Annotated in this window: 6 protein-coding genes; all 6 read left to right on the top strand. The window is 57.7% G+C overall.

Annotated elements, in window-relative coordinates; translation table 11 throughout:
- The first annotated feature begins 4 nt into the window (after positions 1-4).
- The 6 genes from PG879_RS17120 to PG879_RS17095 all read left to right on the top strand — a co-directional run bounded on the left by PG879_RS17120 (position 5) and on the right by PG879_RS17095 (position 14,351).
- Positions 5-1,507, top strand: coding sequence for a hypothetical protein (locus PG879_RS17120; protein ID WP_118881010.1), 1,503 nt, complete (start codon positions 5-7; stop codon positions 1,505-1,507).
- Between the two features lie 485 nt (positions 1,508-1,992).
- Positions 1,993-10,695 (top strand): LPD38 domain-containing protein, encoded by an 8,703-nt coding sequence (locus PG879_RS17115; RefSeq protein WP_270830480.1) that lies wholly within the window; start codon positions 1,993-1,995, stop codon positions 10,693-10,695.
- Positions 10,696-11,210: 515 nt separating this feature from the next.
- Complete coding sequence (locus tag PG879_RS17110) at positions 11,211-11,972, top strand: hypothetical protein (RefSeq protein WP_045789781.1); 762 nt, start codon at positions 11,211-11,213, stop codon at positions 11,970-11,972.
- A 370-nt stretch (positions 11,973-12,342) separates the two neighbouring features.
- Positions 12,343-12,807, top strand: a complete 465-nt coding sequence (locus tag PG879_RS17105; RefSeq protein ID WP_270830479.1) for a phage antirepressor KilAC domain-containing protein — start codon at positions 12,343-12,345, stop codon at positions 12,805-12,807.
- Between the two features lie 255 nt (positions 12,808-13,062).
- Positions 13,063-13,185 carry a hypothetical protein gene (locus PG879_RS17100; RefSeq protein ID WP_258039730.1) on the top strand — a complete coding sequence of 41 codons (123 nt, stop codon included), beginning with the start codon at positions 13,063-13,065 and terminating at the stop codon, positions 13,183-13,185.
- Between the two features lie 281 nt (positions 13,186-13,466).
- Positions 13,467-14,351 (top strand): 6-pyruvoyl trahydropterin synthase family protein, encoded by an 885-nt coding sequence (locus PG879_RS17095; RefSeq protein WP_270830478.1) that lies wholly within the window; start codon positions 13,467-13,469, stop codon positions 14,349-14,351.
- Positions 14,352-14,469: the final 118 nt, after the last annotated feature.

Here is a 14,469-nt window from a genome sequence, read left to right as displayed (position 1 = left end):
CATGATGAGCGTATCGGGATTGGCAGAAGGGTTTCTGGCTGGCTTCAACACCATGGATCGCTATCAGCGGGGCCAGAAAGAAGATGAGCGGATGGAGAGGTCAATGGGCCTGCGTGATGCCATGTGGCAGAACGAGCAGGAGCGGCAGAAAAAGGATGACGCTCGGTATGAGGACGAAACCAAATATAACCGAGGTCGCCATAAGGTTGACGACGACAGATGGAACTTAGAATACGCAGGACGGCAAAAACAACTGGAGTTGGATAATAAGCGCGCCAACGCGATGCTGAGCCTTAACGTGGAGCAAAATAAAAGGGCCCAAGAGTCTCACGCACTGGCCGTGGCAAAGAACAATCGGGACCAGTGGTGGCTCGACAATGAGGTGCCGTTCAATATGGCGACAGCAGCGCTGGGGCGAGGAGAGCAAATTACACCAGAGCAAGATGCTTTGTTGAACCATGAATATGCCGCCGGGCGAAATCCATACCGCGTGTTTGGTGACCCGCAATGGCACCGGAGTTCTGACACTGTTTATCAAGGGATGAAAGCAATCATTAACAACCCGGACGCCAGGGTCTGGGATATGGGGAAAATGCGTGAGGCAATTAATACTCCCGAGATGACGCAAGCTCTGACCTATATGGTCAAGGGCAATCTCGAAAAAGGTATTGGGACCGTCACCCCCACAGGAGTAATTAAGTCATATGGAGAGGTGGAGGTTGTTCCAACAGGCCGCGGGACATTCTTCCTTCAGGCCCCTGTGACCTACATCAACCCAAAGACTGGTGAAGAAACTGTCAAAGATGCCCCTATAACCGAGGGCCGAACTGGTGACCCGAGCGACCCCGTCAAGGAGCTCACCCCCCAGAGGTTGATTCAATACTTCGGCAAGGCGCGCCAGGTCAGCCAGCAGATCCAGCAAAACCCAGAACAATGGGAGAACTTTCTTGTACAGACCGGTGTTAATCCACCGGCTGACTATAAAGGGCTGAAGGCTGCCCTGGCTGATCTCCACAAGCAAGAAGCCAAGGCGCTGGCCGATGGCGGGGATCCGGCCACGGTCAAAGCGGCATTTGATGAGGCCAGAGAAAGCTTGCCGTCTGTCTACGGGGTGAATACTGGCGGGACACCTGGTGCGGCACCCTCTGGTGTCAATCCTGAGCAGTGGAGCCAGAGCAACCCTGAACGCCAGCAGTTTATGAGGGAGGCTGAGCAGGGGGGGTGGCTTGGCAGCTATCTTGAAAGCCCGGAAAAAATGGACGGTGCCTTTGAGTTATGGCGCCAAGCTGTTGCGAAAGAGGAGGCAGCCAAGCAAGCGGCGGTGTCTGCTGAGAAGGTGCGCAATATGGAAGGGGGTAAAAATAAACCGCACAACTACCGCGCAGCAGAAGAGGCGGCCGTGAATACGGTTATTGCACCATTTACTAATGGACAGCCGACGCTCAACAAGGCACCAGATGGTGCGGCGGCCTATCAGGCGATGAGCCTGGCCCAGGCTCGCCGATAGTTGCCTTTCACCTACCCCAGCGTTAGCATCTCTCCATCGTCGGTCAGTCTGCATGCTGATCGCCCCATCTCAAAAGCCCCGAACGGTTCGCCGCTCGGGGCTTTTCTTTTGCATAAAGCCGAGGCCACTCGAATGGACAAGCACAGTCTCCGTGACGCATCCCTGCCACAACCGCTGCAATCTGACTCTCGAGGAAAGCAGTTCTGGGATGGCATCAACAGTCAGCTTTCATCACCGCCCGCAGCTGCGGCCCCAAAGCGAGACCTCGAAACAGAATGGAGTGATTATCCTAAGGCGGTGGGCGCTGGCGCACTGGATCTCGTGGGCGGCATTGGTGAGTTAGCGCGGGGCGTGATAAGTCACGGGAAAGAGGATGGGGGGAAGACTGCTTGGGGAATGTTGCCTCTGCGATCACCCCCTTGATGAAAGGGGTTGCGGCAACAGGGGATTTAGCTCAATCCGGCGCGGATGCCTTGAACGAGAGTATGAGTGCTGACGCCAAGGAGGCACTGGGACGCCGACTGGTCGATGAAACGCCAGAAGGCCGGTTGACCCTGGGGGATGGCGCAGGGGATATCGATGTCTGGGCCATGAAAATGGCGCAGGGCGTTGGCTCTTTGCTACCGACACTCGCCGCTGGCGGGGTGACTGGGGTGGCCGCCAAAGCCTCTATCGGCCGGGCTGTCACTGCATCCATGGTCAAGCGTGGCGCGACCCAGGAGGTAGCCGAAGCGGTCGCCGCCAAGGCAGTATCCAAAATTGCCACCGGCGCCGCTGTGACCACCGGGGCGACCGGGTCAGTCGGCAGTGCGGGGGTGAACACTCGTGACACTGTGCTGGGAATGAGCTTTGACGAGCTGGCGGGCAGCGATACCTTCCGCCAGTCGTTTACTCGCATCGACCAGGATCAGCAGACTGCCCATCTCTCTGATGAGGAAAAGTTGGGGCTGGCCCGGGAGGAAACGGCCAACTTGGCCAGCCGAGCCACTATGAGCGACGCCAAGGTGTGGGGAGCTGCCGCCATGGGCTCCATGATGGGCGACGCCATGCTGTTCAAGATGCTGGCTGGCAAGGCGGCCACCGGTGGAGTGCTGAAAGGTGCTGCCAAGGGGGCGGCAGGTGAGGGTATCAGCGAAACCCTGGAGGAGGGGGTGCAGCAATACGCCGTCAACGAATCCCTCAACGAGGTGGCCGCCGCTGATATCGACCCGATGAAGGGGGTCATGTCGAGCGCGATCGAGGGCGGCTTGATAGGGATGGGGACAGGTGGTGCGGTAGGTGCTGTCGGTGGGGCGCGAGGCGGTAAGCATGCCAGCCAGGAAGATGGCGTTGGGACCGATCCGGTTGCAGAGCCTTCCGCGCCGGTGACGGAGGACGCTGCTGGTCCGGCAGTGGATCCGAACTTTGCATCTGTTCCACAGGAAGACGGCGAGCAGGCGCCCTCCGCCTCGCAGGCCGAGGGGGAGCTGAATCCGCTCGGCCCCAGCGCCAGCCAGTTCCCCGGTGTGTTTGAACGTGATCAGCGCGGTATCTTGCGCGTGAAGGGTGATGTTGATGCGCTGGCGTCATGGGCCGAGCAGGCCGATATGCCCTACATCACCGATGGTGATGGCATTGCAATCCCCGCCAAATATGCCAAGCAGGCAGAAAAGGCGATCAAAGGTTACCGGCCGGTTGCAGCCGAGCCAGTTGCAGAAGATCTTCAACCGCTGGAGGTGCCAGCATTCCAACAGCTTGACCCCATCGAGTTGACGCCAGCCTATCAGCGTCAAGGAGATACGGTTGACCGTGCCACAGAACCACAAGCAGTGACAGGAACCCTGGATCTAGGCAGTGAGATAGGAGGAATGTTTGCCGGTGAGCATAACCCGCTTGGGTCAGACAAGTTTGACCCGGTGCGTGAAGTTCCAGCCTTCCAGCGTCAAGGCTTTGTTCGTGGCGCTCATGATTTCAAAGGCACCCCTATTGTGCCACTGGAGGGGGAACTTCTGACGCCTGGCTCGGAGCTGATGCCACTGAGCAGTAGTATGGAGGTGGGAGCGCCTCGCACCACTCCAACTGCTAGCGGCCCGGGTGCCGGTGAGGTGTGGGGTGGTGGTGCCGCTTTGCCTGACCTGCGCCAACCACCTCCCCCTCAGCAGATTGAACAGTCAGACACTATCTTTGCCGATGGTGAGCCCGGCGCCGATCCCCGCAACAGCGCTTATACTCCGCCACGGCTCTCCCGCGACCAGGTTGAACGCACCCTGGGGGAGGAGTCCATTCGGGATCCGCGTTCCCCAGTCAGGCAGTCCATCGCCAAGGCTGGCAGCGCCACAGATAGCGTGTTTGGCCCCCTGCAATCTCTGCGCATTACCCGCAAGGGCAAGCCCTTTGCCACCGAGAAAGAGGCGGCTATGGCCAGCCGCAAGGATCAGGAAATGCCGGTGCCGCTCAATGGTGGCGGCTTTGGGGTAGCGGCTATCGGTGAGGTGCAACAGGCCCAAGCGCAGCAGGGCGCAGTCAATCAACCGTCAAGCAATTCGGCCCAGCAGGATCGCCAAGACGGAAAGACTGAGATCGCGCAAAATGGCATGGTGATCGTTCATGGTTCCGGCAATCCAGGCATGAGCGAGCAGGATATTCAGATTGTCCGCGCAAGTGGTCAGAAGCAGGGCAAAAAGGGCCGTGTCTATGGTGGCTTCTATGGCACCAGCGAGCAGGACGCGCACCAAGCGCAAGCCTACGCCGATATGATGGGCGGCACGCCCACCCTGTACGATGTCAAGATTAAGCCTGGCACCAAGGTGTTGCACAAGCAGGGTGATATTACCCGCCTTTCTGAAAGCTACATCAACGAGTTGGTGAGTCAGGGATATGGAGTGGTCACCGGCACCGACCCGCGCGGCCAGACAGAGCATGTAGTTATCGACAAAAGCGCCGTAGCAAGCATGGCCCCGCGCGGCGCGCAAGCAACCCCGTCCCAAGTCAACGACACGAATGTCGCTGACATGCGTCAACCATCTGATCAGCCAGCTGCAAGCGTAAGCGCTGAAACAGTTCCGGCGCCGTCTGCCACCGCGGGCGAGGCCAGCCAACTAGCACCAGCCATCGATACCGGATACCGCGAGGTGATCCCCGTCAAGCAACCCAAGACAGAGGTGAGCAATGAGCCAGTTACCCCAGTACCTGCAATCAGCAGTGAGCGATCAGGTGATCAGCCTGGCGCAGGCGATCCGGTTGCAACAAGTGTTGGACCAACCCCTGCCGAACTCGCGGAGCGAGCTGGACCCGGAGATCCGGCAGATGGCGCTCCTCTTACACCTTTACCTGTCACCCAACCAGGAGAGGAAAATTCACTGACAGCCCCGGCACCTGCCGGGGTTGCTGTATCTGAAGAGGCGCAAGCTGAACAGGCTCGCACGACTGCCGGGCCAGCGGCGGCGCCGACACCCTGGTCGGAGATGATTGATAACCCTGATGGCACCATCACCCTGAAAGGCGAAGTGCCGATCATCAAGCAGTGGGCCAAGGATAATGGCGTGAAAGCCATCCCCGGCAAGGGCGGTCTGGTGGTAGCCAAGTCGTTCACAGCCAAGGTGCGAGGCCTTGCTGCTCCGGCCGCCAATGAGCCTTCGGCACAGGTCGAGGCTGCTCGAGGTGGGGTGGTTCGGGAACCAACCGAGGTAGATCTTATTGATCGCGACCTGCTGAAGGAGCATGCCGGGCGCTGGAAGTACCGATCTGCTGTAGGGGCTGGCTGGTTTACCTCCAACACCAAAGAGGGCGCTATTGACAGGGCGCGGGAGGCCTACCGGAGGGCTTTCGAGAAGGGGAACCCCGTGCCGACTCGCGAGGAGCGCTGGGAACAGTCTGAGCGCGAGTTTGCTGGGCGCATGGACAACCGCTTTGGCGGGATGACCATAAATGAGTTGGAAAAACGCCACCAGAACCTCGGCGGTACCATTGCGGATTTGCAGTTGGCTGGCCGGCACGAGATGAATGGCAATGGCGGGCGTCGCACCGGTGCCGCGGTAGCCAATGAGGGGGCTCGTCAGGCAGGCCAAGAGAAGATGGATCTCGAGCGTTATATCCAGTTGCGCCGTGAGCGAGAAGAGATGGCTGGCAGTGCGCCGACTCGGATGATAGAGGAGGCCCGCGCCGAGGTTGCGCCCGTCGATGCCAGCACCCTGGCCGATGACGAGGCGATTGCAGTGGCCGATGAGCTGGGTCTGGAGCATGGGGATAACCCGGACGATGCCCGCTGGCGGCTGGATGGCGTCAAGCCGCAGGTGCTGGCCGACACGGTTGATCGGGTGCGCAATCCTAGCCAACCAGCCAAGTTTGAGCGCAGCAAGGATAATCCCAATATCGTGGCGGCCCCGCCGGTGGAAGGCGAGCCAGAAACGCGGCCCAACCGGGTGCGGATGTCGCAGCAACGGGTTGCCGCCGTGGGCGAGCAGGCTGGCTTGACGGCGGATGAGGTTGCCGGGATTGTGTCGGATTTCAGGGCTGAGTATAAAGGGGCTCGGTCACTCGATTTTATTGTTGGTCAAACTCAAGAGGATCTTTATGGACCAGAAGGCAGCCCCGAGCAAATCGGATGGAGCGACGGGGGATACCTCCCCGGCAAGCAGCAGGTCCATCTCTTCGCCGACAGCATCACCCGCCGAGCGGGAAGGCTCGGTCAGGATATTCACCAAGGAGATGGGGGAGAAGGAGGGGTATCTGGAGATCCCGTTCTGGATCAGTCGTTCAGACCAGCGTCACGAGATGAACAGGGTGTGGGAGGCGCAGAAAGAGCAAAAGCGGAAGTCGTCACTACCTTACGTCATGAGGTCTTGGGCCACTACGGTCTGGACACGTTTACGCCAAGCGATAAAGAGGCCCTTCTCCAGAAGCTGATCGACGCCAAGCAGGAGAAATGGATCGCCCCAGTCTGGCAGCAGATTGCGGGCGATTCTTTTTATGGCAAGCAGAGCGCACTGCACCAGGCGGAAGAGGTCTTTGCCCACCTTACTGAAAACGAGTTGCCGTCGCGCACCATCCAGGCATGGAACGGTATCAAGACCGAGTTCTCCCGCATGTTGCGCAAGGCCGGTTTGGCAAAGGGCCCCATCAAGGAGCACGAGCTCGATAGCCTGATCCGGGCTGTTGGTGAAGGCATTCGCAGCGGAAAGCGCACCCGCCAGAACATCCGCACGGGCGAAGAGGTGATCGGCAAGCAAGCCGATGAGCCAGCCAAGGACGACAAGCCTGAACGCATAATCCGCTTCTCAAAGCAGGCAATGGCACAAGGGAACAAGCCGGCCAAGCACCTGACCCGTAAAGAGGCTGAGCTGGTTTCCCATGGTTGGTTCAAGCAGTACCGGGGGGCGAGCGGCATCAAGGTACAGATCCACGCCACCCAAGCAGAGCTTGAAGGGGCCCTGGAGCTGGATGCCAAGGACGGATTGATCCGTCGCGCGGCGTTTGACGACGATGCAGGCACTCTCCATGTGGCTGCCGACACCATCTCCGACCCCAAGCGGATGCGCGAGATCCTGCGCCATGAGGTGCTGGCCCACTACGGCCTGGCCAATGTCCTGGGTGATGGGGAATACACCAAGCTGATGAGCCGCCTCATCCAGTCCCAGAAGGACCCCAGCATGAAGCCGGTGTGGGATTGGGTAAACACCCATTATGCCGACGAGGACATCGGCACCAAGGCCGAAGAGGTGGTGGCTCACCTCGCCGAACTGGAACAGGGGGCCTGGGGCCGTGGCTGGGATCGGGTTGTGGCCTGGGTGACACGGGCGCTGCGCGCCGTTGGCTTCGTGCCGGATGGCATCACTGCTGCTGAGACCCGTTCCCTTATCGAAGGACTGGGTAAGCAGTTGCAGCGAACTGGACAGGATGACGGAGGCTCAGGCGGCAAGAAATTTAGCCAAGAGGAGAAACCTGGTGAGGATACATTCAAACCATATCCTGGGGAGGCGGAGGAATATCGTCGGCAACTAGGCAAGATGATGGCGTCACCAAAAAGCGGGGAATTGGTTATCGAAATGGGACACACCCCGCTCGTGCTTCAAGCCGTTGGCGCGCCCGACCTGCCGCTACGGATCACCCGGGACATTGTTCGTAAAGCCACAAACGGGGTCAAACATGATGTCCCCATGCCCGTGATTGAACAATTGCCTGAGCTACTGCATGATCCGATTGCAGTATTCGATTCCAAAACAGAGCAGGGCGCAAAGACTATCTTGATCGATGCCAGTGATGCGTCTGGTCGCCCGATTATTACGGCAGTCCATTTGAACGCCAAAGCGGGACGTATTGATATCAACCGCATTGCCAGCGTCTACGGGAAGGACAATAGCCATCGCGTGCTGATGGGCTGGGTAGAAGAGGGATTGCTTAGATATGCCAAAGAAAAACAAAACCCGCTCGGTACGACCCAAGGGCTCCAATTGCCCAAGCGTGGTTCACCAGAACGGGTTTATGGCTCAAATATACTCTCCAGAGGAGACCTTGCCAAGGATGCTGACAAAGTCCGAGATAGAGTCACTGCGGCAGGACATGCGGCGCCGTCACGAAGCGAACAAGAAAGCGCTCGAGACGATGGACCTTTCCCACCTGATGGTCTGAAGTTCAGTCAAACCAATTCCGCGGCCGACGAAGCGCTGCAAAAGCTCAACCTGGGCCCCAAGCCCGACATCATCGACAAGACCAAGGCCAGCCTGAACAAGCTCCGTCAAGTTGACCGAGGCGTGGTCAGCTCATGGGTTGATCGCGTCATCAAAAAAGCCAATACCGAGGTGCTCGACGCGCTGGCCCCCATCAAGTACGCCGAGGAGGCCGCCGGCATTACCGATGCTGCTGACTCCGGCTATGTGGCTGCACGGATGGCGACGGGGGCCGCCTCCACCATGCAGGCGACCATGCTTTACGGTTTGCCGGAGTGGAAGGATGGGGTGATCCAGCGCAAGGCGGGCACCGGCGAGAAGGATGCGCTGCTGGGAATCTTTGCCGACCTGGGAGCCGACCTGCACAACTGGCTTGGCTGGATGGCTGGTCACCGGGCGGAACTGCTGATGGCGCAGGGCAGAGAGAACCTGCTCGATGCCAATGACATTGCGGCGCTCAAGGGGCAAGGCAAGGGCAAGGAGGCCAAATTCCTTGATGCCAAAGCCCGCTGGAACCGCCTCAATGCCGCAACCCTGGACCTGGCACAAGAAGCTGGGCTCTTCACCAAAGAGGCGCGGGCCGAGTTTGAAAGCGAGTGGTACATCCCGTTCTTCCGTGAATCAGATGACGGCGACGTGATCGCCCCCTTCAAGACGAAGGGCATTGCCAACCAGAACTCCGGCATCAAGAAGCTCAAGGGCGGGGAGGCCAACACCAACGACCTGCTCGAGAACATCTTCACCTCCACCTCCAAGCTGATCGACGCGTCCATGAAGAACATGGCGGCCCAGAAGACGGTTTGGAACCTGGCGGATACCGGCATCATCGAGGTCATTCCGAAGCCAAACAAGATGGATTACCAGGCCCTTGCCAATGGCAAAGACAGGATCATGGTCAAGCTGGAGGGGGAGGACTACATGATCCGGGTTGAGGATCCGGACCTCTATCGCGCTATGACCTTCTGCGACCGCAAGCCGTTCAGCGCCATGGTCAATGTGGCGGCCAAGGCCAAGCGCCTGCTTACTGCTGGGGTCACTGCATCTCCCGAATTCATGCTGCGCAACTTCCTGCGCGACTCACTCTCCAGCTGGGCGATCAGCAAAGACGGCTTCAGGCCGGTGATCGACTCCATCAAGGGGGTGAAAAAGACCCTAGCGATGGACGGCAGTACCATTGATGTGATGTTCAGCGGAGCCTCCTTCCTGGGCGGCTACGTGAATGGCAATGACCCAGAGGCGATGGCCGATACCGTGCGTAAGTCGCTGCGACGCAAGGGGATGACGCCCGAGCAAATCGCCCGCTACGAAAAGAGCATTATCCGCAACGCCGCTCAGGCAAAGGGCGTGGTTGCCAATGTGTGGGAGAAGTACAACCGCTATGGCGAGGCTTTCGAGAATGCCAACCGCGAGGCGGTCTATGCCGCAGCCATCAAGGCTGGCAAGAGCCACGCCCAGGCGGCGTTCGAGTCGAAGGACCTGATGGATTTCTCCATGCTGGGTGCCTCACGCACCATGCAGGTCATGACCCAACTGCTGCCGTTCTTCAATGCCAGGGTCCAGGGTCTCGGCAAGCTGAGCCGTGAGCTGCGCGACAACCCGCGCGAGATCGCCAAGCGTGCCGGCATGATCACGGCAGCAAGCCTGGCGCTGCTGGCCCTCAACTGGGATGACGAGCGCTATGAGAAGCTGCCGGACTGGGACAAGGATGCCAACTGGCACTTCTGGATTGGGGATGAGGAGTTCCGCATCCCCAAGCCGTTCGAGATTGGGGTGTTGTTCGGCACCATCCCGGAGCGCATGGTGCGCGCCATGGGCGGGAAGGACACTGGCGCGCAACTCGGCAAGGCGATAGCCAGGGCGGTCGGTGAAACGTTCGCGCTCAACCCCACGCCGCAGATCGTCAAGCCGTTGGTGGAATCCTACTTCAACTACGATGCCTTCCGTGGCATCCCCATCGAGAACGCGCAGGACCTCGCAGTGCAGGCGGAGGCTCGCTACAACGAGCAGACCAGTCTGATGATGCGTGAGCTTGGCGAAACCCTGGGTATGTCACCCAAAAAGCTGGAGCACCTGCTGATCGGCTACACGGGCACCATCGGCAGTTACGTGATGGCGGCGGCCGATGGCCTGATCCGGGCCGGCACGCCCGGGGAGTCTGCAAGCTGGCGCGCCGATGAGATCCCGCTGGTGAAGGCCGTGTACCGAGGCAGCGGCCCTGCCAAGTCCACTCAGCACATGGAGGAGTTCTACCGGATGCTGAACGAGGTGAACCAGCTCAAGCGCACCGTTGATCAGTACCGCAGCGAAGGGCTGACCGACAAGGCAAACGAGCTACTGGAAGAGCAGGGCGGGATCCTGAAGTCGCGCCGAAGCCTGAGTCGAACCCAGCAGCAAGTGCGTGTGGTACGCAACAGGATTGAGCTGATCCAGCGCGACCGCACACTGACCGCAGAAGAGAAGCGCCGGCGCATCGATGAGATGCTGGCCCGCCGTAATGACCTGGTGTATCTGGCGGTCAACAAGAACAAGGCGAACTGGGAGTAAGGGGGAATAGCGGCCCTGGCTGAGCCTCTGTGATAGGGGTAATCTGGGGCCTTTACCGCTGAGGGCCCTGACCATGTGGATACTGTTTGCTCTGATAATGATGGTGGTGGCGCTGAAAGCATTCAGTGTTAGTTTCACCCTAGCGTTGATACCGATAGCGATAGGGGTCTGGTGTTTCAGTAAATCCAACCGTGAGAGCCTGGATAACTTCATGGCCTTCACTTTCATCATTGTACTGATTGGTTTTGCTGTGAATGTGTTGGTTTCGCCTTAGTAAGGTGTAAGTTGCGCATCACTCTCACCAAGTGATGTCTTGAACATACTGGTTTCACGGATCTATGTCACATTGCCGTTGGCTAGTTTTGTTAGGCTCAACTTAACTACCGAAATGGTATTGATCTTATTGCTTAGTCATGGGATAAGAGGCAGACCCAACTTATGCACAGGATGTGCGTATTGACAATTGGGTGCGTTTTTGGTATAGTATTGCGACTCGAAAATCGATAGAGACTCGTATGACCACCACTGTGTGCGATTTCATTAACAGGGTTGTTGCAAGTGATTCTCGGTGGTCAACAAAGTTAGATGATTATGGTTTCTACAACCATATCGCTTTTGTCGATGACACCGGTTTTGGAAAGTTGTCGATAAGAGGCAATCACGTCTTATGCTTAGCAGGTGACGGGAAGCTTATCGAGCAGTGGAAGCAGTGGTGGAAGGCGCCGGTTTTGTATCGGGAGCATCCTCCGGTAGTTTCCGATGCTGGGGCTGTAGTGATCTATGCAATCAATAGAGCCACTAATCAGCTCGAGTTTGGGCTTCAATTGAGTTGCGCTCACTTAGACCCAGACACTCGCCATATACAGGCTGTTTTTTCTGGTTCTGGCGAGACGGCTGCACTGTCAAACTGGCAATCAGCCAAATGCGCTAAAACCGCAGTAGAGCAAGCAAAGCTCAGAGACGTGTTTACAGGTGGTACTGTACGTTTCGTCAATTTGAGCACCGATGAGATGGACATTGAGGATGAATTGGATTCCCTTGATGCTGTGCTTAATCAATTGCAAGAGAGAGGGTATGTTATGAGACAAGACGACCCCATGAAAACTATGATTCCTGTTAAAGAATTTGACGCAAAAACTATATCGGCCCTTGCATCAAACGGTTCTTTGCAGCTATCCGCTCCTTGTGGCAACGAGGCTGTTGTCTGGGATGAGGCTGCCAAGCATAGACTTGGGGCCTTCATTGATAGAGTTATAGAATCGGAAAGCCGTTCTTAATCTATTGATATTATTAGCTTAAACCCGTGCATCATGTGCGGGTTTTTGTTTTTTGGCTAATAGCTCTAGTAAGTGATCATAAGCGGGAACCTACAGATATCCGATGTCATTCATCTTTTCGTATTGATCTAAGTCAGCAAAATAGTTCCTGCTCTTCCGTCCCTGGTTAATTTTGTTGATAACCAGTACATGGGGGCATTATTGCCCCTCTTGCCCCTCTTGCCCCTCTTGCCCCTCTTGTGTTCCTGACTTTCTGTCAGTATTTCTCATAACCGCTTTCACTTTCTTTCGCACTTCGTCAGTCATTACACTCCTGATGCTGTTCAGCAGCTCTCTGACCTCTCGCAGTTCGTCATTCAGAATCTGTGAGGTGTTTCTGGATTACCGTATCGGCAAGCTGGGCCCAATCACCCCACAACTGACCACCATAGAGATCCTGCAGATCGCCATGCAGTCCGAGCAAGAACGGCTGCGCCTGGAGGCCGCCAACCACGAGTTGGAACTGCAGATGGAGGCAGCCAAACCCATGGTGGAGGCGCTGGAGAGGATCGCTTTGGCCGATGGCTCGCTGAACCTGACCGAGGCCGCCAAGGCGCTGCAACAGCAGCCGAAGAAGTTCAATCAGCACCTGTGCAGCCTGCGCTGGATCTACAAGCGTGCCGGTGGCAAGCAGTGGCTTGGTTATCAGGACAAGGTGCAGCAGGGACTGGTTGAGCACAAGGTTACGATGGTGCCCTTGGCTGATGGCGGTGAGCGTCTTTGTGAACAGGTTCGCATCACACCAAAGGGGCTGACCAAGCTGGCCCAGCAATTCTGTGTCGGGGGTGTGCAATGAGTGCCGCCCAACTACAGGTTGAGTTGAATGCACTGCTGGGGGAGTTGGAGGTTATCGATCTCTGTCCCCAGGAGCGCAGGGCTCTTGTTGACAGGATACTGCGTCTGATTCCTGACCTAGCTGAATGATACTGATGGGGCTATGGCCCCATTTTTAATACCCAAATCAGTCCAAAAATGATAAATTCAAGAAATGTACTGTATGGGTATACAGTATTTCACAGTCGAGAGACTGGGAGAGCTAGGAGGAAATCGGATGGAATCACTGCTAAGCGAACTGGAAGAGTTTGTTGAGACGCTGGACCTGGCGCCTGAGGAGGAGAGCAAGATCGCGCGCATTCTGGAAAAACTTCGCGATGAAGCCACCGTGTCAGCGTGATGCGGAAGGATTCGGATTGGCCCGCCACTGCGCGGGCTTTTCTATGCCTGCGTGATACGAGATTCTTAGGTAATTGCTTGGGGCATTTTTGGGGCAAAACGAGGGGTAAAATGCGGGGAAATGCGGTGTGCGCTGGGGGATGCGTGAGGCCAAAAAAAGGGCCTTAAGCCTTATGCCAAGCGGCTTGGCAATGGATCCTGATAGAAATCAGTCATTCCTTTGCCGATAATCCGGGGTCATAATATCGCAAACTGCACTTTCTCTGTAGCAAGGCCTGAGTAATGAAGTTATTTGTTAGAGATTTGACTGTGATCGATTCCAGCTATTTATGCGAGCGCCGCGGCATGGTGGGCGAGAGCTGGCTGGTGGACATCGAGATGAGCGGCGAGCTCAACGAGATGAGCATGCTGCTGGACTTCGGCCGGGTGAAGAAGCTCATCAAGTCCATCATCGATGAAGAGGTGGATCACAAGCTGCTGGTGCCGACCGAGAGCCCCCTGGTGCATATCCACCCACTGGACAACGACGAGTGCACCGTGGATCTGCTGCGTCCGGGCCGCTCCATCCACCTGCGCTGCCCGACCCAAGGGTTTGCCTTCATTCCCGCCCCCCAGGTGGATAAAGAGTCGGTGACCCGCTATCTGCTGGGGGTACTGGCCAAGCGTCTGCCCGGCAACATCAAGGATCTCTCCCTGACGTTGCGTTCGGAGCGCATCGAGGGCGCCTTCTACCACTACAGCCACGGCCTCAAGAAGCACGACGGCAACTGCCAGCGCATCGCCCACGGCCACCGCTCTCCCGTCGAGATCCTGGTGGATGGAGAGCGTGACGAGGAGCTGGAGTTCAACTGGGCCGAGCGCTGGGCCGACATCTACCTGGGCACCGAAGAGGACAGAGTGGCCCTTGGCGAACTCGCCCTGAGCGAGCGGGCCGAGGCGTCACTGAAAGAAGGGGACGCTCACTACATCGGCTTCAAGTACGTGGCGCCCCAGGGGCTGTTCCAGCTCGCCATGCCGGCGGTGGAGGTGGAGATGATCGACACCGACACTACCATCGAGCTGCTGGCCCACTACATCGCCCGCGAGGTGAAGAAGCAGGTAGGGGACAAGTTCGTCAAGATTGTCGCCTATGAAGGGGTCGGCAAGGGCGCCATCGCCTACGCCTGAGCCAGGTTCTTCGCTGCCATGAAAAGGCCCCGCCAATGCGGGCAATGCTGTTCACTTAAGCGGAGCCGCATTGCGATTTACCGGAAAACGGGTCTTTGATATCTTCACCGCCCTGGGT

It is taken from the genome of Aeromonas sp. QDB63 (assembly GCF_027707425.1).
In the GTDB taxonomy this organism is placed as follows: domain Bacteria; phylum Pseudomonadota; class Gammaproteobacteria; order Enterobacterales; family Aeromonadaceae; genus Aeromonas; species Aeromonas caviae.
This window is presented reverse-complemented; position numbering and strand designations above follow the sequence as displayed.